This is a genomic window from Luteolibacter sp. Y139 (genome assembly GCF_038066715.1).
In the GTDB taxonomy this organism is placed as follows: domain Bacteria; phylum Verrucomicrobiota; class Verrucomicrobiia; order Verrucomicrobiales; family Akkermansiaceae; genus Haloferula; species Haloferula soli.
The window spans coordinates 262,108-282,699 of sequence record NZ_JBBUKT010000002.1 but is presented as its reverse complement, the minus strand read 5'-3'; the positions used below and the strand labels follow the sequence as shown (position 1 = coordinate 282,699).

At 62.1% G+C, this 20,592-nt stretch carries 16 protein-coding genes; 5 read left to right on the top strand and 11 right to left on the bottom strand.

Annotation, left to right across the window (positions count from 1 at the left end):
- Positions 1-6: 6 nt before the first annotated feature.
- The gene (locus WKV53_RS06175; protein ID WP_341403487.1) at positions 7-429 is read left to right on the top strand and encodes a hypothetical protein; all 423 of its coding nucleotides are present in this window, start codon (positions 7-9) and stop codon (positions 427-429) included.
- Between the two features lie 211 nt (positions 430-640).
- On the opposite strand, the gene WKV53_RS06170 is transcribed toward WKV53_RS06175, so the two are convergent.
- From WKV53_RS06170 to WKV53_RS06125, 10 genes are all read right to left on the bottom strand, one after another.
- The gene (locus tag WKV53_RS06170; RefSeq protein WP_341403486.1) at positions 641-1,132 is read right to left on the bottom strand and encodes a hypothetical protein; all 492 of its coding nucleotides are present in this window, start codon (positions 1,130-1,132) and stop codon (positions 641-643) included.
- A 66-nt stretch (positions 1,133-1,198) separates the two neighbouring features.
- A complete protein-coding gene (locus WKV53_RS06165) occupies positions 1,199-2,674 on the bottom strand; it encodes an NADH-quinone oxidoreductase subunit N (protein ID WP_341403485.1) in 1,476 nt (491 codons plus the stop codon).
- 43 nt (positions 2,675-2,717) lie between these two features.
- Entirely contained in the window at positions 2,718-4,181 is a 1,464-nt protein-coding gene (locus WKV53_RS06160; RefSeq protein WP_341403484.1) for a complex I subunit 4 family protein, read from the bottom strand.
- 3 nt (positions 4,182-4,184) lie between these two features.
- Positions 4,185-6,020, bottom strand: a complete 1,836-nt coding sequence (gene nuoL / locus WKV53_RS06155; protein WP_341403483.1) for an NADH-quinone oxidoreductase subunit L — start codon at positions 6,018-6,020, stop codon at positions 4,185-4,187.
- A gap of 35 nt (positions 6,021-6,055) precedes the next feature.
- Positions 6,056-6,373 carry an NADH-quinone oxidoreductase subunit NuoK gene (gene nuoK / locus WKV53_RS06150; RefSeq protein WP_341403482.1) on the bottom strand — a complete coding sequence of 106 codons (318 nt, stop codon included), beginning with the start codon at positions 6,371-6,373 and terminating at the stop codon, positions 6,056-6,058.
- A gap of 3 nt (positions 6,374-6,376) precedes the next feature.
- Positions 6,377-6,934 carry an NADH-quinone oxidoreductase subunit J family protein gene (locus WKV53_RS06145; protein ID WP_341403481.1) on the bottom strand — a complete coding sequence of 186 codons (558 nt, stop codon included), beginning with the start codon at positions 6,932-6,934 and terminating at the stop codon, positions 6,377-6,379.
- Between the two features lie 22 nt (positions 6,935-6,956).
- Positions 6,957-7,130: a hypothetical protein gene (locus WKV53_RS06140; protein ID WP_341403480.1), complete on the bottom strand. Its 174-nt coding sequence runs from the start codon at positions 7,128-7,130 to the stop codon at positions 6,957-6,959.
- Positions 7,131-7,142: 12 nt separating this feature from the next.
- The gene (locus tag WKV53_RS06135) at positions 7,143-7,709 is read right to left on the bottom strand and encodes a 4Fe-4S binding protein (protein WP_341403479.1); all 567 of its coding nucleotides are present in this window, start codon (positions 7,707-7,709) and stop codon (positions 7,143-7,145) included.
- Positions 7,710-7,720: 11 nt separating this feature from the next.
- Complete coding sequence (locus WKV53_RS06130) at positions 7,721-8,992, bottom strand: complex I subunit 1/NuoH family protein (RefSeq protein ID WP_341403478.1); 1,272 nt, start codon at positions 8,990-8,992, stop codon at positions 7,721-7,723.
- Positions 8,993-9,004: 12 nt separating this feature from the next.
- A complete protein-coding gene (locus WKV53_RS06125; protein WP_341403477.1) occupies positions 9,005-10,762 on the bottom strand; it encodes an NADH-quinone oxidoreductase subunit G in 1,758 nt (585 codons plus the stop codon).
- 229 nt (positions 10,763-10,991) lie between these two features.
- On the opposite strand from WKV53_RS06125, the gene WKV53_RS06120 reads away from it, so the two are divergent.
- The 4 genes from WKV53_RS06120 to WKV53_RS06105 are packed head-to-tail and all read left to right on the top strand — an operon-like array spanning position 10,992 to position 16,683.
- Positions 10,992-12,065 carry a glycosyltransferase family 2 protein gene (locus WKV53_RS06120; RefSeq protein WP_341403476.1) on the top strand — a complete coding sequence of 358 codons (1,074 nt, stop codon included), beginning with the start codon at positions 10,992-10,994 and terminating at the stop codon, positions 12,063-12,065.
- 24 nt (positions 12,066-12,089) lie between these two features.
- A complete protein-coding gene (locus tag WKV53_RS06115; protein WP_341403475.1) occupies positions 12,090-14,699 on the top strand; it encodes a glycosyltransferase in 2,610 nt (869 codons plus the stop codon).
- A complete protein-coding gene (locus WKV53_RS06110) occupies positions 14,696-15,508 on the top strand; it encodes an ABC transporter permease (RefSeq protein WP_341403474.1) in 813 nt (270 codons plus the stop codon). Before WKV53_RS06115 ends, WKV53_RS06110 begins: the two co-directional genes overlap by 4 nt.
- Positions 15,505-16,683, top strand: coding sequence for an ABC transporter ATP-binding protein (locus WKV53_RS06105; protein WP_341403473.1), 1,179 nt, complete (start codon positions 15,505-15,507; stop codon positions 16,681-16,683). The genes WKV53_RS06110 and WKV53_RS06105 overlap by 4 nt, the downstream gene beginning before the upstream one ends.
- Positions 16,684-16,699: 16 nt before the next feature.
- Here WKV53_RS06105 and WKV53_RS06100 read toward each other — a convergent pair whose 3' ends face one another.
- Positions 16,700-20,239 (bottom strand): EF-hand domain-containing protein, encoded by a 3,540-nt coding sequence (locus WKV53_RS06100; RefSeq protein WP_341403472.1) that lies wholly within the window; start codon positions 20,237-20,239, stop codon positions 16,700-16,702.
- Positions 20,240-20,592: the final 353 nt, after the last annotated feature.

The following is a 20,592-nucleotide window of genomic DNA, read 5'->3' as shown; positions in this document are numbered from 1 at the left end:
ATATTCGTGAGCGACGATAAATCAGAAGTTTTGATCGCAAGGCTTGCCGAAATCAAAAAACCCGAGGGATTCCAAGCCCACATAGGAGAATTGATCAAATTCAAACACACCGAGTTTTTCTCAAAATGCACCCAAATTATACATTTTTATTTAACTGAAGATAATCTCCACCATGATGAACGATGGCCGAAAGTCGGACTGGCTGAAATCGACAAGAAGCCTAGGGATCGAAAGCTAGCAAAGTATCTCAAAAAATTTAAAATACTCCACGCAGTAACAGGCGGCTACAATCCTCAAGGTATTACCATCATCGGAGAGAACGCCGTCGACGAAATTAGATTCACTTTCCAAGGGGACGAATCAGCCGAGCTATTGCATGAAAGATTTAAATTTTCACTAGAGAAGTGCCATTGGTGGGAGCCAGAGTAGACGGCAGGTCACTCTACGACCGGGCTGTAGAAGTCGCAGCGTCTCACGGACTCGATCCCGCTACCGCCAAGCCCGATTCCGATGCAGATCCGAGGGATTCGATCGAGGGACAAATCGAGGTATATCGCTCCGCCTCGGAATGGTTCGCCTTCTGGGGCGGAAACGGCCATGGCATCAGCCCCTGGGCGTGAGTCAGCCTCTTCCTTCCGGCCTATGGCGGCCCTCCCGCGATCAATTCCGGCTCGTTCTCCCTGCGAACGAAAAGCAGCCCGACGAAGTTCAACGCCTGCGAAGCGACGAGGCAGAAGAACCCAGCACCCGGCTTCTCCGACTCGGACGGTTCCATCACGTAGTTGACCAGCAACACGCCCGTCAGCCCCAGCATGGCCGCACCGGAGACGATGGCCGCGAGCCACCACGCCAGCCTAGAAGACCGGAACAACGGAATCGCAAAGGGTGAGATGACGGTCAACAGAACGCTGGTGAACAAGGCCGACGTCGCGATCAGGTCCTCCAACTGATTGAAGTCCGGATCTCTCACGAACCGCCAAACCTCCGGCCAAACTTGCCAGCCGCGGATTGCGTCGTCGTCCGGACGGAAATCAACGAAGATCAGAAAGTGGAAGGCGACGAAGGAAATCAGCCCCGTTAACAAGACCGCCAACGCGATCAAGTTCATCCGGCGGGCGCTCGAAATGGGCATACCTCACCATAAGGAGCATCGCCATCCTGTCGACTCAGCGCGGACAAAACGCCCGCACTCCTCGACTCAGTTCAAAAGCCACAGGATCGGCTGCGGCCACACGCCGAGCACGATCACGGCCAGCGTCAGCGCCACCACACAGGTGCGGGTGATCTGCGGCAGCACCAGCGGCTTCGCGTCATTGGCCGGAGCTTCCCACCAGATCGCGCGGATGATCTTGAAGTAGTAGTAGAAGCCGGCGGCGGCACCCACGGTGGCCAGCGCAACTCCCCACCACAGGCCGGCACCGACGGCCAGCTTGAAGACAAAGAACTTGCCCCAGAAACCCGCCGTCAGCGGAACACCTGCAAGAGCAGCCATGATCAGCGTCAGGCCGAGCGCGAGGGTCGGGTTGCGCTTGCTGAGGCCGTTGAAGGCATTGATCTCCTCCGAGCCATCCTGGATGCGGACTTGAGCCAGGATGAAGAAGCTAGCCAGCGTCATCAACAGGTAGGTCGCGAGGTAGAATGAAACGCTTTGAACCGAGCTGAGGTCATCCACGGTATCGGGCTTCGAGGCGGCCAAGGCGAGCACGAGGAACCCGGCATGCGCGATCGACGAATAGGCCAGCAGCCGCTTGAAATTCGTCTGCGAGATCGCGGCGAGGTTGCCGAAGAGCAAAGTAGCCCCCGCCATGATCGCGAGCATCAATGTCACCTGACCGGCGACCGGCGAACCGGTCTGCAGCAGCGGATCGAGGAAACGGATCAGCAGGATGAAACCCGCCGCTTTCGAGCCGACCGAAAGGAAAGCCGTCGTCGGAGTCGGCGCACCTTGATAAACATCCGGGATCCAGACCTGCATCGGCACGGCGCCAATCTTGAAGCCGAGGGCGATCAGGATGAGAGCGATGCCAAACAGCAGCGGCGTGGTATTGGAAAGTGTGCTGATCTTCGCGCCGATCTCCACCAAGCTCATCGTGCCCGTCGCGCCGTAGATCCAAGCAATGCCATAGACAAGGAAGCCCGTGCTCAGCGCACCCAGGATCAAGTATTTCACACCCGCCTCAAGCGAACCGACATTGCGGCGCAGGAAAGCGACCAGAATATAGAAGGTGATGGTGACCAGCTCCAGCGCGACAAAGGCACCGGCCAAGTCCTTCGCAGAAGCCATCCACATCATCCCTGCGCAGGCGAAGACGGGCAGCGCGTAGTATTCACCCGTGCCCGCCTCCGAGTCCGGATGATCCGTGAAGCGCGAAAGAATCGAGCGGAAGTCGATCGACATCAGCACCACCAGGATCGTGGTCACCAGCGCGAAGCCCTTGTAGAAGCGCGCAAGGTTATCGAAGGCATAGAAATTCCAAAGCGACCACTTCGCCCAGGCGGCATCCGGCTTCGCTTCCGGCCCATAGGCGAAAAACGAGAGGATCAGGATGAAGGCAAGCCCCGCGGCAGCGGCGAAACCGACGAACTTCTTCGAGTGGCTGGGACCGAACGCTTCGAGCATCAGCAACAGCAGGCCGAGGAAGACGGTCAGGGCTTCTAGGGAAAAGGCGGGCATGGGAAGAGGTGAGAAGTGATCAGTGATCGGTGATCAGTGGGAATCACTTGAGGAGGCTGAGGAGCAGGTTCGGGTAGAGACCCACCGCCAGCAGCGCCACGGCGAGAATCAATGCCGGAAGACGGTCCGCGAAGGTGAGGTCGGCAGCACCGTCGGTGGCGCGGACGCTTTCACCTTGGAAGATTCGGCGATACGCCCGGAGCATGTAGATGGCACTGATGACCACGCCCCAGATCGCGATGATGCAGGTGATCTGCACCGGACCGAAACCGGCAGCGGGGTTGTAGTTCTTGAAGGAGGACAGGAAGACCATCACCTCACCCGCGAAGTTGGCGAGCCCCGGCAGGCCGATCGAGGCCATGCCGACCATGCCGAACAGGAAAGCAAGGCCCGGTGCTGACTTGGCCAGGCCGCCGAGATCCGTAAGCTCCAGCGTGCCGGTGTTCCGCTCGATGCGATCAGCGAGGCCAAAGAGCATAGCAATCGAAACGCCGTGCGCGAACATCAGCAGCACCGCGGCCGGCTGCGCGAGTTCATTGACCTGTCCGGTCGCCTTCGCAGCAGCCAGCGCGGCGATCGCGAGGAAGATGTAGCCCATGTGCATCACCGACGAGTTGCCGAGCATCCCATCAAGGCGCTTCTGGCTGATCGTCACGAAGCCCACCCACAGGATATTGCCAAGCAGCAGCACACAGAGCGGGACCAGCCAGGCATCGAGACCCTCAGGCACCAGCGGAATCGCAAGGCGGAGCAAACCGTAGAGGCCGAACTTCTTCAGCACGCCCGAGTGAAGCATCGAAGTCGGTGCCGGCGCGCTGGCATAAGCCGGTGCCGCCCAAGAGTGGAAGGGAAACAGCGAGACCAGCACGCCGAAGCCGACAAGCAGCAGCGCGGCGATGCTCTTCTGGGCGGAGGCGTCGATCTTGAGCGAGCCCTCCTTCGCCGCGTTCAACATCGTCGGGATGTCGTAGGTCCCGGCAATATTCGCGAGCCAGACCAGACCCGCCAGCAAGATGATCGAGCCAAGCCCCAGGTAGATGGTGATCTTCCATGCCGCTTCCTTCCGGTCGCCGCGACCAAGGATGCCGATCATCAGGAAGGTCGGGATCAGCGCCAGCTCGTGGAAGGCGTAGAAGAAGAACAGATCGGTCGAAGCGAAGGCTCCGATGGCTCCGGCCGAGATCAGCAGCGAAGAACCATAGTAGAGAGTCTCGCGGCCTTCGGGAGCCTTGCCGGAAAGGAGCGCCGCCAAGGTCACGATCACCGACAGCAGCACCATGATCACGCTCATGCCGTCATAGAAACCGAGCGACAAGTGAAGCGCGGGCTTTTCAAGGACCGGCAGCGAAATCGACCACAGCTTGCTGTTCTGCCATGAAGTCGCAGCCCACAGGCCAAGTACGAGATTGGCCACGCCAGCAGCGACGGCTGCCTTGCGCGCTGGCGCACCGGCGAGCATCGCCAAGAAAGCCGCCAGCGGGATAAGGACGAGAAGAAGGAGGAGCATGGCTCAGAACGCGGTGAAGTAGATGACGAGGATGACGCCGATGCCAAAGGCGAAGGCGTAGCCCTGGAGATTGCCCGACTGTACCTTGCGGAACAAGCCGCCGAAGCCCTCGGCGAGGCGCGTGAAGCCGCCAACAATCAGGCCGTTGATGAGGAACTCATCGAAGAAGTGGATGATCGCCGCGAAGGCATCCTGGAAGTAGCGGACGATGATATTGTCGTAGAAGCTGTCGATATAGAAACGCTCCCGGAACAGCGGGATGGAAACGGGATCCTTGTCCTTGCCGTTGTAGAGGGCGAAGCCAGCGAGCAGGCCGAGCACCAGCGAACCGATCGAGGCCCCCAGGATGATCGCGTGAGCGCTATCTTCATGATGACCCTCATGCGCGTGAATGCGTGGGTCCATTGCATGAAGCGGGCCGGTCAGCCAAGCGGAGCCGATAGCCATGCAGGCGAGCAAGATCAGCGGGAGGAACATCATCGGACCGACCTCATGGGCATGGTCGGCATTGTCCGAGCGGGTCTTGCCGAGGAAGGTGACCACGAAGGCGCGGGTCATGTAAAAGGTCGTCAGGAAGGCAACGAAGACCGCGATACCGAAGAGCGCCTTGTTCCCGTTGTAGGCAGCCGCGAGGATCTCTTCTTTCGAGTAGAAGCCGGAAGTGACAAACGGCACGGCAATCAAAGCCGCAGTACCGATGAAGAAGGTCAGGCCGGTGATCGGCATCTTCTTCAGCAGGCCGCCCATCTTCCAGATGTCCTGCTCGTGGTGGCAGGCGTAGATGATCGCGCCGGAGCCGAGGAACAGCAGCGCCTTGAACCAGGCGTGCGTGAAGAGGTGAAACATGCCGGCCTCACCCGACATCAGGCCAACCGCCATCACCATGTAGCCGAGCTGCGAGAGCGTCGAGTAGGCGAGGATCTTCTTGATGTCGCCCTGCTGGGTGGCCATCAGCGCCGCACACAGCGAGGTGATGCCGCCGATCCAGGAAATGGTCTGGCCCGCAAAGTTGTCGAAAGCCTCCGCGCCAATCGAGGACTGCACGCGGAACAGCATGTAAACGCCCGCCGCCACCATCGTCGCGGCGTGGATGAGGGCGGACACTGGAGTCGGGCCTTCCATCGCATCCGGCAGCCAGACGTGGAGCGGCATTTGCGCCGACTTCCCCATGGCACCGCAAAAGACGCAGAGCAAGGCCGCCCCAAGCACCCCGGTCGAAACGGTCGCCAAGCCACCGCCAGCGGCCCACTCCTTCATGCCGGAGAAGCCGAGGTGACCGGTGATACCCCAGAGCATCAGGATGCCGATCATGAAGCCGAAGTCCCCCACCCGGTTCGCGATGAACGCTTTCTTGGCGGCATCCGCAGCTGAGGCCTTCTGATACCAGTGACCGATCAGCAGGTAAGAGCTGAGACCGACCAGCTCCCAGAACATGAAGGTCATGATGAAATTCGACGCCAGCACGATGCCGGTCATCGAAAACATGAAGAGTGAGAGGCAGGTGAAGTAGCGCGCCTTGGCGCTATCGTCAGCCATATAGGCCAGCGAGAAAACGTGAACCAGCAGGCCGATGCCCGTTACCACGATCATCATGCCGGTGGACAGAGGGTCCAAGGTGATGCCGATCTGGAGCTTGAAATCACCGACCGTCAGCCAGTTGATCGGCTCGGGGGCGACTGGATTGCCGCGAAGCAGCATCAGGGAAATGCCAAACGTCACCGCAACGGACCCCACCGAAATCATCGACGCGATGAAGGCGTTCCGCTTGAAGTAAAGCTGGTTCGCCGCCGCGGCGATCAGCGGAAGGAACAGGAGAACCCAGGGTAGTAACTTGGACATCGGGGAAAGGTAGGTCGATGGACGCGCGCTTTGGCTCAGCCGCGCATGCTCGTGAGATCATCCGTGCTGATCGTCTGCCGCGCACGATACAGGGCGACGATGATGGCAAGGCCGACCGCCACCTCGGCGGCGGCGACGGTGATCACAAAGAACACCAGCATCTGGCCGTTGTAGTCCGGCAGACCGTTGGAGCCGTGGAAGCGCGAGAAGGCCACCAGCGTGAGGTTCGCCGCGCTGAGCATCAGCTCCAGGCACATGAAAACCACGATGATGTTCCGGCGCAGCACCACGCCACTGAGGCCGATGGCGAATAGAAGTCCGGAGACGAGCAGGTAATCGTTCAAGGAGGCCATGGCTCAGGTGGTTTGGCGCTTGGAAAGGACGACGACGCCGACGGTGGCGACGAGCAGGAGCACGCCCACGATCTGCAGCGGCAGGTTGTAGCCGTTGAAGAGCACGTCACCGATCAGGTTCACGTCGGGCAAGTGACCGGCGCCAAGCTTGGCCGAGATCCCCGGGCTGCTTTCGACGAAATGCGCTGAAGCGGCGGTAAGATCGAGAGGCTTGTCTTCGACGTTCGGCGACTTCGAAAGGATGCCGATCAGCTGGATCGTGAACGCCAGCACGATGCCCAATCCCCCGAGCAGCGGAGCCAGCTTCGGCGCCCGCTTCTCCTCGGTCTTCAAGTCGAGGAGCATGATGATGAAGATGAACAGCACCATGATTGCGCCGGCATAGACGAGGATCTGGATAATCCCCACGAAGAAGGCATTCAGACCAATGAACAGACCCGCGAGTCCCACGAACGAAGCAACCATCGACAACGCGGACGCGACGGGATTCCGCAGCGCGACTACCGCGACCCCGCCAAGCAGCATGACGATCGCGAAGAACCAGAAGAGGTAGAGAGGCATCAGGGAGAAAAGCGCAGGGAGTTCAGTCGTCGTTCTTCAGGCAATAGATCCAACCGCCAACGCCGACCACGAGCAGAAGAAGGCAGATCACAAAGGTCACCGAGCCGAACGGATCCGGACCTGCAACCAGACGGTGGGCATTGAGAATGCCGAAGGTCCCGCAGACGACGATAATGGCGGAAGCGATGGAGCGCATGGGAGGATTGGGTTACTTGAGCTCGTTCCACTTGTTGACGAGGCCGACTCGCTTGCCGCCGATCTCGTAAAGCTTCTTCTTGTCGTGCACCATGTCGGCACGCTTGAGGCCGGTGATGGCGTAGTCCTTCCGAAGGAAGATCGCCTGCTCCGGACAGACTTCCTCACACATGCCGCAGTAGATGCAGCGGATCATGTCGATATCGAATTCCAGAGGGCGCTTCTCGACCTTCGCCCACGGATCGTCGGACGGAATCTCGCTCGGAATGATCTTGATTGCCTTCGGCGGGCAGATGAATTCGCAGAGCTGGCAGGAAACGCAGCGCTCGCGGTCTTGCTCGTCCGTCACCAGCGCGGGCGCGCCGCGGTAGTGCTCCGGCAAGTGCTCGTCCCACTTCTGCTCGGGATATTGCATCGTGATGCCGAGACCCGAGGACTCCATGTCCTTCGAACCGCGGGTCTTGCCACGCAGCGAGTCGACGGCGTGCTTCATCGTGATGATGAAGCCCTTGATGACCGCGCCGAGGTAGAGTTTCTCCCCGGCATTCAGTTTCGGACGTGTGACTTTGACGACGGCCATGGATGGGAAAGTTAGATGGAGACCGGGACGGACTTCTTCTCGGACACCTTGAGCACCCAGATCAGGGCTCCGGTGACGATGGCGAGGACGATCAACCCGCCAACGGTGGTGGCAGCTCCGAACTGTGGCGCGGCGATCACCAGCGCGGCCAGGAAGACATTGATCAGCGCGGCTTCGAAGAAGATCACCCAGCCGAGGCGCATGAGCTGGTCGTAGCGGAAGCGCGGCACCGTCCAGCGGACGAGGATGAAGAAGAGGATGAACGCCACCACCTTGCCCATGAAGACGGCCATGTTGAGGAGACCGCCAATGCCGACCGGGCCGATGTGAACACTCGCCGCCCACTTGTCGAACCACGGGCCGAGCGACCAGCCACCGAGGAAGAGCGTCACCACCATCGCCGAGCCGATCACCATCGCGGCATATTCACCCATGAAGAACATCGCGAACTTCATCGAGGAGTATTCCGTGTGGTAGCCGCCCACGAGTTCGGTTTCGCACTCCGGAAGGTCGAAGGGCATGCGGTTGGTTTCCGCGAAGACCGAGGTCGTGAAGATCACGAAAGCAATCATCGCCGGCACCCAGAACAGCCACTGTCCACCGCAGGTTTCCCAATAGGCCTTCGTCAGGAAGGTGCCATGCTCATTCCAGAGCGGCAAAAGCAGCCAGCCATTCTTGGACTGCTGCTCCACGATGTTGGAAAGATTGAGGTCGCCGTAGTAGAGCAGCACCGGCACGACCGCGAGACCGAGCGAGATTTCGTAGGAAATCATCTGCGCCGTCGAGCGCACCCCGCCGATGAACGGGAACTTCGAGTTCGAGGACCAGCCGGCCAGGGTGATGCCATAGACTGCCAGCGAGGAGATCGCGAAGATGAACAGTGGCCCCACGTCGAGGTTCGCGATGACCAGCTTGTAGTGCTCGCCATTCACGACGATGTCACCGCCGAAAGGAACCACGCACACCGTCACCAGCGAGGGCACCACGGTCAGCGCCGGAGCCAGCCAGTAGAAGGCCTTGCGAACGTGCGAGGGAGTGAAGTCCTCCTTCAGGAAAAGCTTCACACCGTCCGCCATCGGCTGGATCAGGCCGAAGAATGAGAAGTCCTTCTTCGCGCCGAGCAGCGTCAGCGGCACACCGACGCGGTTCGGACCCACGCGGTCCTGGATGATCGCGGAAAAGCGGCGCTCGAAGTAAACCGAGATCGGCACCAGCGGCAGCACGACCATGAAGGTCAGGCCGATGACCTTGGCGACAATGATAAGCAGGGAGACGAGGTCCATGGAGGCGGGAAATTAGCCGTTGATCAGGCCAGCGGCTTTGCGGGCGCGTTCGTTTTCGAGCAGCGGGATCTTCACGCCGGTTTCAGTGACCGGCAGGCCGAGGTCGCCGATCTTCGAAAGGGTCAGCCCCTTGAACTCCGCAACGCCTTCGGCCATCGACTTGAAGACATCTTCGATCATCGCCGGCCCATCGGTCGGGTTCGCTCCTTGGAGCGCGAGGATCAGGTCGCGAAGAATTTCCCAGTCGTCCTTGGCATCGCCGAAGGGCTCGACGGCGCGGTTCAGGCGCTGGAGGCGACCGGTGACGTTCACCATGGAGCCGCGCTTCTCGGCAGCGGCGGCACCAGGAAGCACCACATCACTCACCTCGGCGGTCGGACCGGCGAGGAGCTGGATCGAGGCGATAAACGCTGGCTTCTCAAGGTCCTCCTTCGTGAAGCCTGCTTCAAAGAGATCTTCACCCAGTACCAGCAGCGCCTTGATCGAGCCGGAGCGGACACCTTCGCGGATCGCGAACAAGCCGCCGTGCGGATCGGGCGTCTGCCACACCAGCTTCGCGCCGGTGGTGTTGGGATTGCGGTCCTCGGAAATCAGGATGCCGTCGCTTTCGCCGGTGCGCGGGACGGTGGTGTATTGACCCGTGCCGAGTTCTTCGGCCAGCGCGCGGACGAGGAAGAGTTCCTCGTTCGTCATGCGGGCTGAGGCCACGATCGCGATCTCGCCGCCTTGGAATTTCTTCAATTCTTCCGCCGTGGTGCGGATCGTGTGGAACCAGGAGTTCGCCTGATGCGTCGCACCCGCCCGGATCATCGGCTCGGTCAGACGCGCGTCGCTGTCGACGTAGTGGAAATTCAGGCGGTGCGAATCCGGCATCCATGTCGAGTTGACGTCGTCGTTCTGACGCGGCGTCACGCGGTGAATCTTGTTGCCACGCCCCCAGATCGTGATGTTGGCACCGGTGCCGCAGTTCACGTCGATGCTCTTGGTCTCCTTGAGGAACCAAACCCTCATCTGGAAGCGGAAGTCGTTCGAGGTCAGCGCACCGACCGGACAGATATCGACCGTATTAAGAGAGTAGTTCGAGTCCAGCTTCCGGCCCGGATGCACCGTCAGCGTGGTGTGCGTCCCGCGCTGGGTGAAGCCGAGCACCGCGTCGTCGGCCACCTCGTCCATGAAGCGGATGCAGCGGCTGCACATGATGCAGCGCTCGTCGTCCAGCCGGACCCGCGGACCGATGTCCACGTTCTTCGGCTTCTTCACCTTCATGTCGACGAACCGGGACTCACCGCGGCCGTGTTCGACGGAAAATTCCTGCAAACGGCACTCACCCGCCTGGTCACAGATCGGGCAGTCCAGCGGGTGGTTGATGAGCAGGAACTCCATCACCCCTTCGCGGCACTTTTCGACCAGCTCACCCGTGGTTCGGATGCCCATATTCTCGGCCACCGTGTTCGCGCAGGCGATCACCGGGCGGGGCATCCAGCCAATCGGCAGGTAGCCCTCGGCGTCGTAGGTCGGATCTTGGCCGGGAGCCGGACGCGGCGGCATGCCCATCTGGACCAGGCACATGCGGCAATTGCCGGGGGCGGAAAGCTTCGGGTGGTAGCAGTAGTGCGGCACCTCCTGCTTCGCCAGCTTGCAGGCCTCGATCATCCGCATCCCTCGCGGGACCTGCAGCCAAACCCCATCGATCTGCACGTTGACCAGGCCTTTTTCGGCGGCGAGATCCTTTGGAAGCTTGGCTTCGGCGGTGGCGGCGTTGTCGCTCATGGGGCAAGGAGGCGCGCGGGGAGACCCCGGGCGGGGCGGACTATGAAAAACGCCCCGGCGAGCGGCAAGCGCACTTTGTGAAAAATTTCACAAAGTCGCCCGGAATCCGCCACCCCGCCCCCACGCGATTACGTGTGCTATTTCCAAGAGTTATGGATTGCAACCTGCCGCTATGAACAGATAGCATGCGACCCGGTTCACATCCCCCCCTTGGGTCTCCCCACCCTCGATGTCCCCCACACCCATGCATCCCGGCGAGATCGTCGTTTCGATCGTCGTCCCCGCTTACAACGCTGAAACGTGGCTCCCGCTGACGCTGGAGTCCGCGTGCAATCAGACGTTGCGCGAGGTCGAGATCCTCGTCGTGGACGACGAGTCGTCGGACCGCACCGCGGAAATCGCCCGCGGATTCGCCGCCCGCGACCCCCGGGTTCGACTTATCTCCCGCAAAAACGGCGGCGTCGGTGCCGCGCGCAATTCCGCCATCGCCGAAGCCCGCGGGAAATACATCGCCCCGCTCGATGCGGATGACCTCTGGCACCCCGAAAAGCTCGCCGACCAGGTCGCCTGCATGGAAGCGGGAGGCGAGCAGATGGGCATGTGCTACTGCTGGTCGGAGAAAATCGACGCCCGCGGCCAACAGATCACCACCGGCTTTCCCTTTGAAATCCAGGGCAGCGTCCTGCGGCCCATGGTGCTGAGGAATTTCGTCGGCTGCGGCAGTGTCCCCCTGTTCCGCTCTACAGCCCTTCACCAGATCGGAAACTACCTCGAACGCTCCGAGCAAGGTGGCGTGCAGGGTTGCGAAGACTGGGACCTCAGCCTCCGGGTCGCAGAGCACTATCAGGTGGGCCTCGTCCGCCGCTGCCTCGTCGGCTACCGGCAGATCGCCGACTGCATGAGCCTGAATGCCGAGGGCATGAGCCGCTCCTACGAGGTCATCATGACCCGCGCCAAGGCCCGCAATACCGGCTTGGCCCCCGAAGTCTACCGCTGGTCAGCCGGGAATTTCTACAGCTACCTCGTCGCCAAATGCTACCTCTGGGGCGATTACACCGCCTGCCTCCATTCGATGGCCCGGGCGGTTTTGGCCGATCTCATGCTTTTCGGAAACCGCCGCTTCTACCTCATGGCGCTGAAAAGCCTCGTCCGCATCGCGACCGGCACCCGCGACCGCCCTCCCGGCTTCGCCGACCCCGACGACACTCCCGGGAAACCCCAGCGCTCCTCCTGGGCCGAGTCCGTCCAATTGCGACGCTGGCATGAGGCAATCGCCACCACCGGCTCTTTGCCGAAATCCTGAACCTCTCACCTCCCCTCCCTCCCCATGTTACTCCCCATCCTACCCCTCGACTACGAGCTCGCTTCACCCGGCGATGTCGAAGTCGGCCCCGACTACCGCGCGGCCCGCGTTTTCGTCCGCTGGCACGGCGTTCCGATCGCGGTGATTCAAGTTCCCGTGGTCTCGGGCAAAGTTCGCAGCCGCGACGTCGGACTCCGGATCATGGCCCGCCAACAGGCTCGGCTCGGCCGCGAAATGGCCCGCCGCGCCTTGATCAATAATGGCATTCTCGAGCCGCTCGACGTCCGCAAGCACGGCCCCGATCCCGAAGCTCCCAACTCAGCCTCCACCATCAGCGTCGCCGTCTGCACCCGCGACCGCCCGGAGGACATGAAGAAGTGCCTCGCTTCGCTCGCCGCCCTGCGCGTGAAGCCGCTTGAGGTCATCATCGTGGACAATGCCCCGGCCACCGAGGCCACCAAAGAGCTGGTCCAAAACCACTTTCCCCAGTTCCGCTACGTCCGTGAGGAAACCCCGGGCCTCGACCACGCCCGCAACCGCGCCATCGTTGAAGCGAAGGGAGCCATCATCGCCTACACGGATGACGATGTCATGGTCGATCCCGACTGGATCGGCGCCCTCGGCCGCGTCTTCGCGGAAGATCCGTCCATCGGCCTCGTCACCGGCCTCATCGAGCCGGCCGAGCTGGAAACCGAAGCTCAGGCCTTGTTTGAGCGTTACGGTGGCTTTGGCCGCGGTTGCGCCCGTACTTATCTCCAATCCGCCGCTCCCGGCGCACCGATGCCTTGGAACCTCGTCGGCGCCGGCCAACTTGGTGCCGGCGCGAACATGGCCATCCGCCGCGAACTCTTCGACCGGATCGGTCACTTCGACCCCGCCCTCGACGTCGGCACGCCCACCCTTGGCGGCGGCGACCATGAGATCTTCTTCCGCTGCATCCGCTCGGGCATGATCTGCCTCTACGAGCCGACGGCCATCGTCCGCCACCGTCACCGCCGCACCATCGCCGAGCTGTCGAAGCTTCTCTATAGCTACGGCCACGCCACGCGTTGCTTCTTCGACCGCGAGGCCGACGAGTTCCCCGAGGACCGCGCCGGCGTCAAAAAACTCGCCAGCTGGTGGTGGCGCCACTGGGCATGGGAGCGCTTCAAGCGTTCGTGGTGGTCGCCCACCTGGTTCCCGCTTGAACTCGTGAACCGCGAAATCAAGGGCTACTGGGATGCCCGCAAGGGTGGCTACACCAAGGCCCGCCGCAAGATCGTCGCCGACGAAGCCAAACGCCCCGACACCTTCCGCATCGCTCCCGTCGTCCATGGTCCACCGAAGACGGGCTTGGCCGTAGTCGATGTATCAAAGCCGCTGCCCACGCTCAATCAGGACTCCAGCAAGGACACCCTCGAGGTTCTCGTCCAATGGCGCGACAAGCCGCTCGGCCGCATGCACCTCAACTGCAAGCGCACGCCCATCGTTCCCTCGCGCCTGGCCGATGAAATCTCGCGCATCTTCTGGTGGCAGATTGTCACTCTCGGCGACGAGTCACCCGACATCATCTGGGCCCGCCACATGACTCACCTGCAGGACCTGGTCCAGCCGGAGCAGGGCCCCGATCATCCGCTCTCGGACGAAATCGGCGTCAGCCTCGTCATCTGCACCTGCGATCGCCCCGACGATCTGCGCCGCTGCCTGACCTCGCTCAAGACGCTCGAAACAAAGCGCCGCGTGCAGGTCATCGTCGTCGACAATCGCCCCGGCCGTCCCGGCACCCGCGAAGTACTGCGCGATTTCCCCGACGTCGAACTCGTCGAGGAAAGCCGCCCCGGTTCTTCCTACGCTCGCAATGCCGGCCTCGCTGCCGCTCGCGAGGAAATCGTCGCCATGACCGATGACGACATGGTCGTTTCCCCGCACTGGCTGGAGCGCCTCGTCGAGCCGTTCAGCCGCGCCGACGTCGCCGCCGTCACCGGCAATACCTTGCCGGCCAGCCTTGAAACCGAGGCCGAACTCCTGTTCGAAGCCTACGGCGGCTTCTGCCGCGGCTACCATGGCCGCGAGTACGACGAATACTGGTTCCATTACTGGAAGCGCCGCGCCACGCCGACCTGGCAGCTCGGTGGCACCGGCAACATGGCCCTGCGTCGCAGCCTCTTCGATGACCCGCAGATCGGCCCCTTCGAAGAAGCCCTCGGAGCCGGCGTTCCCGCTGGCGTGGGCGAGGACACAATGTGGTTCTATCAGGCCCTGCGTGCTGGCCACGTCATCCTTTACGAGGCCGCCGCAGTCGCGTGGCACCACCACCGGATCACCCACAAGGCGCTGCACCAGCAGCTCTTCGCCTACTCGAAGGGTCACGTGGCCTACCACCTGCTGACCTTTATGAAGTACCGCGACAAGCGCGCTCTCGTCCGCGTCGCCTACGAGCTCCCACAGTCGATGATGTCCCGCTATTGGAATCGCCTGCGCGGGCGCTATGACTATCCGTGGAAACTGCTGGCAATCGAAACCGCCGGCATGTTGCTAGGCCCCTGGTCGCTATGGAAGAGCCTGCGTCACGTGAAGAAACACGGTCCCGGAGCCCGTCCCGTGGAAGAAGTCCCGGTGACGATGCCCCCGGTTCCCGCAGCCGACCTCGCATGACACCTGATCTCGTCCAACCGCTGCCACTCGCCACCACCACGACGAGCCGGCGCTGGCTTCACGCATGGGACGTGCTGGTCTTGCTCACCCTGCGCGACCTCAAGGCCCAGTACAAGCGCTCCTTCTTCGGCTTCGGCTGGGCGCTCGGCAGCCCCATCCTGCAGTTGATCATCTTCTCGACGATCTTCCGCAATGTCCTCGGTTCGCAGATCCCCCACTACCCCTGCTTCGTCTACATCGGCGTGCTGGTGTGGGGCTGGTTCCAGGGTGCCCTCGGCCAAAGCACCGCCCTCATCACCGGAAATGCCGCGCTGGCCCGCCAGCCCGGTTTCCCGCTGTCGCTGCTGCCGCACGTCACCGTGAGCGTCCGCCTGTTCCACTTCGTCGTCGCCTGGCCGCTGCTCTTCGGCCTGATGTGGTATGAGGGCCTGCGTCCCAGTTCCGCATGGTGGGCGCTGCCGATTCTACTAACCTTGCAGTACTTCCTCGCCGTCGGACTGGCCTATCCGCTCGCTTCGCTCAATGCGCTGCATCGCGATACCCAGCACATCGTCGCCGTGCTCCTGCAACTCATGATGTTCGTCACTCCGGTCTTCTACGACATCCACGTCGTCCCGGAGGAACTGCGCCAGTGGTTCTACGTGAACCCGATGACCCCGCTGCTGGAAGCATGGCGCGCCGTGCTGCTTAAAAACGAATGGCCGGACACCCACAGCCTGTGGGTCCTGTCCGCCGTCGCATTGGTTCTCATCGTCGGTGGACGGAGAATCTTCATCGCTCAAAGCCACCGCTTCGTGGAAGAAATGTGAACGCGTCCCGAATCACCGTCGACTCCGTCGGCAAACGCTACCGCCCCCAAAGTTCGTGGAAAGCGCGCCGCAAGGAGATGCCGTGGGCACTTCGCGACGTCACCTTCCACGTCGGCCCCGGCGAAATGCTCGGCATCGTCGGCGCCAATGGCGCGGGCAAGTCGACCCTGCTCCGACTGTTAGGCGGCATCGGCCGCCCCACCGAAGGCAAGATCTCCACCAATGGCCGCCTCGGCGCCCTGCTCGATCTCGGTGGCGGCTTCCTCGGCGACCTCACCGGCCGCGAGAATGCCATGCTCGCCGGCGTCGTTGCCGGACTGCTGCGCCGCGAAATGAACGAGCGACTCGATGAGATCGTCGCCTTCGCCGAACTCGAAGACTTTATCGATGAGCCGGTGCGCACCTACAGCACCGGCATGATGATGCGCCTCGCCTTCTCCGTGGCCGTCCACACCGACCCCGAAATCCTGCTCGTCGATGAGTTCCTCTCCGTCGGCGACCTCGCCTTCCAGGCCAAGTGCCACGCGAAGATCACCGCCATGCGCGAAGCCGGCTGCGCCATCGTCATGGTCTCGCACGGCATGGATCAGGTTCGCGATCTCTGCGACCGCGCCCTCTGGCTGAAGCCCGGTGAAGTCGCCGCCTTCGGCAGCGCCGACGTCGTCTCGAATCTCTACGAGACCGAGATGCGCATGGAAACGCTGCGCCGCACTCCCTCCGGGCCGGGTCGCAAGCTCGGCAGCGGCATCGACCTCGTCCCGCGCGAAAACCGCTTCGGCACTTTCGAGATGGAAATCGTCTCGGTCGATCACCCCGCATCCATTCGCTCCGGCGAACCGCTTGCCATCACCCTCGGCTACAAGGCCCCCAAGCGCATCGATTCCCCCGTATTCGTCGTCTCCATCACTCGCGAGGACGGCACCGTCTGCCTCGACACGAATACCCTCCTCTCCCGCACCGAAGTCCCGGATCTAACAGGCGAAGGCAAGCTCCGTTTTCTCCTCGACCGCCTCGACCTCGCCGCCGGCCAATACTTTCTCGATGTCGGCGTCTTCGAAAACGAGTGGAAGCACGCCTACGACTATCACTGGCATGCCCACCCCCTCATCGTGAACGGCGCCCCCAACCACAAGGGCCTCGTCGCTCCCCCCAGCCGCTGGGAGATGGTGCGGTAGCGGCCCTCGGAGACCTTCACTCCCAGTGAGGCGTCGGCACCTTCGTCGACTCGATGAACTCCAGTCTCGTCATTGAATCCGGGGGCGTTTCCTTCTTCGTCGTACCAGTGGCAACGCGCCACGCGGTTTCGATCGTCTTGGAACGAGTGCTGAACGGGAAAAGGTTTGAAAACTCGTCTCGGCTTACCACTCCATCCTGATCGCCATCAAGCATGCGGAAGAGAACGCGCCGTTCCTTGCGGAGATCCTTCCCTTTCTCAAAGGAGGATAAGGAAGGAAGGGTCCGCGCCTGAATCCACGAGGTGAAGTCAAAGCCCTCAGGCACTTCAAGACGCTTCCAGGCTGAGTCGATGCTCTTGGCACTGGCACCCGGCAACCACATCGCGGCGATCTCGGACCTCGTCACGATCCCATCTTGGTCCGTATCGAGTTCAATGAACGCCTCGGCTCGGTCCGCCCAAAGCCCCAGGGTCTTCGCGACCGCCTTCATGTTCCTCGCGGCACGCAGCTCCGCTTCGTCCAGCATACCCGACTCGTCTGCATCGATCACCGGGAAGGCAGTCTCTCTCTTCACCAGCGCCGGATAGATCGCACTCCACTCGTCCAGGGAAAGCGCGCCATCGTCATCGCCATCGAAGTGTCGGAGAAGCACCGGGATTCCTGACCCGATTTCGAAGAAATACGCACTTCCCTGGTCGGGCGAGATATTACCCGTCGTAGGAGACGAAAGGAAATCATCCCACGGTGCGCCGACGAGGAGGCTATTCCCATCCATCGCCATCGAGAAGCCGAAGGCATCACCCGTGGAAACGTCGCCATGCAGGGTGATTTGCTCGCTCCACGAGCCATCTTCCATCTCGAAGAGATGGACCGACCCAGGCACGATCGGCGCGGAATTGTTATACTCGGCAAAGAACTGCGGCGCACCCACCACCGCCAGCTTTCCCTCCAACGCGACCGCACTGCCGAAACGGCTTTCAAATCCAGCCTCCGGGCTCGTTAGCGTTTGCTGGAGCGCCCACTCGCTCCCCTCGTGGCGGAAAAAATAAGCCCGCTCATCACGGGGCGCACCGATCAACATCCCATCGCCATCCAAGGCCACGGCTGCCCCGAAGCGATCGGAATGCTCGTCTTCCGCCCCAAGCACCCTCGCCTCTTTCTCCCAAGCCCCGTTCTTCTCGACGAAAAGAAACGCCCTTCCCTGGTTGCTGGTCGCGTAGCGGCTCGGCGCCCCGATCAACAGCCGGTCGCCATCAAAGTCGAGTGCATGGCCGAAGGAATCGCCGCTGCGATAAGGCGGATAAGAAGGGTAAGTCTCATTCGCCTCTAACAGCGCGATCTGCTGCCACTCCGATTCCCCGTTCCGGGCGAAAACGAATACCTTCCCATCGCTGCTGAACGACCGGTAGTGGATGAAGGGTGCGCCCACCGCGACCCGCCCTTGGCTGATGGCTACCGCAGCGCCGAACTTGTCGTCGGCGACCCGGACACTGGGAGTGAAGCTTTCCTCCAGGCCCCACGTCTCTCCATCGTGGCGGTAGGCAAAGGCCCCCTCCTCCGACCCGACGACCACCAGGTCACCCTCGATCGCCACCGCCAGGCCGAACTCGATGGCTCCCGGATCTCCCAGATCAGAAAGCCGGCTTTCCAAGGTCCATGATCCGGACTCCCGGGAGAGAATGTAGGCGCTCCCTCCCCGGTAGTCGTTCACTCCGCTGTCATCATACGGCAGGCCGATCACGCAGCGATCCCCATCGATCGCGACGGCAGTGCCGAGGTAGGATTGATCGCCGCCGTCCGTGGGTCGGAGCACGGCTTCGGGCTGCCACGTGCCGCCGCTGCCCGAGAATACGTGGACGCACTCGGCGCCATTGATCGTGTAGTTCGCGTAAGACCCTGCGGATCCCATGCCCACCAGAAGGTTCTGACCGCCGAGGACCAGCGGGAAACCGAAGGTGTCGCCCTGGTACCCATTCGGCGCGAGCAAGGGCTCGCTCTCGCTCCACGCATTCCCGCTCCTCTGGAAAAAGTGAACGCTGCCCGCTGGACTCGGCGAGTAAAGTTCCCAACCGGGTGCCCCGACGATCGCCTGCCCCCCATTAAGAAGGACCGACCGGCCGAAGCCAATGACGCCATCCATCGCTGGGCTGAGCCGGCCTTTCATCGACCAGCTTCCGCCGCTCGCCGTAAATTCAAAGACTCCGCCTTCATAAGCCCTGCCCGGCCCATCCGCGAGAGGAGCACCCACCAGCAGCGTGTCACCCTCCAGCGCGATCGCAGAGCCGAAAGCCGCATTGTAGCCCGTACCGGTCGCCCGGATCATCTGCACGTGAGACCAGTTCCCAGCGCTCTTCGTGAAAGCATGGACACTTCCTTCCATCATGCCGCCGCCTTCATCGTCATCCGGCGCGCTCACGATCGCCCGATCGCCATCCAAGGCCACTGCCGCGCCGAAGAGGTCCTGATCCGCGCCATCGGGCGCGATCAATTTCGCGGTCTGATTCCAACTCTCGCCCGACTTCTCGAACACGAAGGCACTGCCGTGGAGATCGGTATTGGAAGGAAAGTACGCGGTATCCCCCGGTGCACCCACCAATAGCGTGGTGCCAGAGACAGCCAAAGACCAACCGAAGTCCTCGCGCGCAGTACCCTCCGCCCCGGCGATCACCGTCCGCAGCGTCCATGTGCTGCCGGTATGGGTGAAGACATGCACGCCGCCCCGCATCGCCGTGGTATCCCCGCCCGCCACAAATCCCGGAGCCCCGATGAAAGCGGTATCTCCCTGAAGCACCACCGCCGCGCCGAAAGTTTTATATCCAATCCCACCGTCGTCGCTTGGGGTGAGCCAGGCTTCCTGCACCCACGCCCCGCCATTCCGCCGGAATACATACACGCTGCCCGAGTGCTCACCGCTCAGGGTATTGTCCTCCGGCACCCCCACCAACGCGGTCTCGCCATCGAAGGCGAGCGCCCTGCCGAATTGATTGTGCGAATCCCCCAGCCCGGGTTCTGCCATCTCGATCTTCTCCCGGTAGGTCGTGATCACCGGATCGACGGTCACCGGGTAAGTGGCACCGTGGTCATTCACGGCAATGAGGATGTCGCTTCCAGAGGCCTGCATGGTGGCCGGCAAGGCATCGCCCTCGGCATCCCACACCTTGAGCCCCGAGTAGCAAAGCCGCGCCACCCCATCCGCAGATCGCAGCAGCAGATCGCTGCTTTCTCCGGCAGCTTCCGGCGTCATACCCGCAAGCTTCACAGTCAAGGAAAGCCCCTCCTTTGCTCCTCCCGGCGGCCGGGCCACGGTAAAGCCGTGCTCGATTCCCTCGGCACGGTTCTCAAACCATTCCACCAAGCCATCCGGGTGCCGGTACTCCGCACGCGTGCCGTGGGTCGAAATCATGCTCCCTTCGCCAGCGGACGCGCTGGTCATCGCCAGATTCCAGTCACCTCTTCCAGAGGGTCGGATGGATATCCCTTGGGGCTTGAAACGCACCGTCAACCGCTGCTTCGGATGATGGGCATAGTAGGAAGCCTGCTCCGTATCCCCCTCCATCGGGCGGATGCTTCGCCGGGCCGCGCTCAAGGCCTCCCACAGATCACTGGGAATTTCGCCACCGGCTTTCGTCGCGCCCGCTGCACTCGTTGAAGGGGCGGCGCTCGCCTGCGTTCCTTCCCTTGCAGCCGGAACCATCGCGGCAGAAGCAGCCCCGGGCGATGCGATCCCCTGCCGCGACTGGGTTCTCGCGTAATACCCGCTGCCCAAGGCCAGCAGCATGATAAACCCGACTGCGAGAGCGGAGTTAAGCGAAGGAGTTCTCTTCATCTTGAGTTGAGCGGCATCCGGTGCGAGCCGCTCGGAACAAAGGGAAGAAGATCACTCAAGTCAACCGGCGAGACATCTCACCT

What these genes read in the sequence shown, in the direction of transcription:
- WKV53_RS06170 (WP_341403486.1), bottom strand. Translation starts at nt 1,132, where the DNA reads ATGCCCATTTCGAGCGCCCGCCGGATGAACTTGATCGCGTTGGCGGTC.
- WKV53_RS06165 (WP_341403485.1), bottom strand. Translation starts at nt 2,674, where the DNA reads ATGCCCGCCTTTTCCCTAGAAGCCCTGACCGTCTTCCTCGGCCTGCTG.
- WKV53_RS06160 (WP_341403484.1), bottom strand. Translation starts at nt 4,181, where the DNA reads ATGCTCCTCCTTCTTCTCGTCCTTATCCCGCTGGCGGCTTTCTTGGCG.
- nuoL (WP_341403483.1), bottom strand. Translation starts at nt 6,020, where the DNA reads ATGTCCAAGTTACTACCCTGGGTTCTCCTGTTCCTTCCGCTGATCGCC.
- nuoK (WP_341403482.1), bottom strand. Translation starts at nt 6,373, where the DNA reads ATGGCCTCCTTGAACGATTACCTGCTCGTCTCCGGACTTCTATTCGCC.
- WKV53_RS06145 (WP_341403481.1), bottom strand. Translation starts at nt 6,934, where the DNA reads ATGCCTCTCTACCTCTTCTGGTTCTTCGCGATCGTCATGCTGCTTGGC.
- WKV53_RS06140 (WP_341403480.1), bottom strand. Translation starts at nt 7,130, where the DNA reads ATGCGCTCCATCGCTTCCGCCATTATCGTCGTCTGCGGGACCTTCGGC.
- WKV53_RS06135 (WP_341403479.1), bottom strand. Translation starts at nt 7,709, where the DNA reads ATGGCCGTCGTCAAAGTCACACGTCCGAAACTGAATGCCGGGGAGAAA.
- WKV53_RS06130 (WP_341403478.1), bottom strand. Translation starts at nt 8,992, where the DNA reads ATGGACCTCGTCTCCCTGCTTATCATTGTCGCCAAGGTCATCGGCCTG.
- WKV53_RS06125 (WP_341403477.1), bottom strand. Translation starts at nt 10,762, where the DNA reads ATGAGCGACAACGCCGCCACCGCCGAAGCCAAGCTTCCAAAGGATCTC.
- WKV53_RS06120 (WP_341403476.1), top strand. Translation starts at nt 10,992, where the DNA reads ATGTCCCCCACACCCATGCATCCCGGCGAGATCGTCGTTTCGATCGTC.
- WKV53_RS06115 (WP_341403475.1), top strand. Translation starts at nt 12,090, where the DNA reads ATGTTACTCCCCATCCTACCCCTCGACTACGAGCTCGCTTCACCCGGC.
- WKV53_RS06110 (WP_341403474.1), top strand. Translation starts at nt 14,696, where the DNA reads ATGACACCTGATCTCGTCCAACCGCTGCCACTCGCCACCACCACGACG.
- WKV53_RS06100 (WP_341403472.1), bottom strand. Translation starts at nt 20,239, where the DNA reads ATGGAGGGGGATACGGAGCAGGCTTCCTACTATGCCCATCATCCGAAG.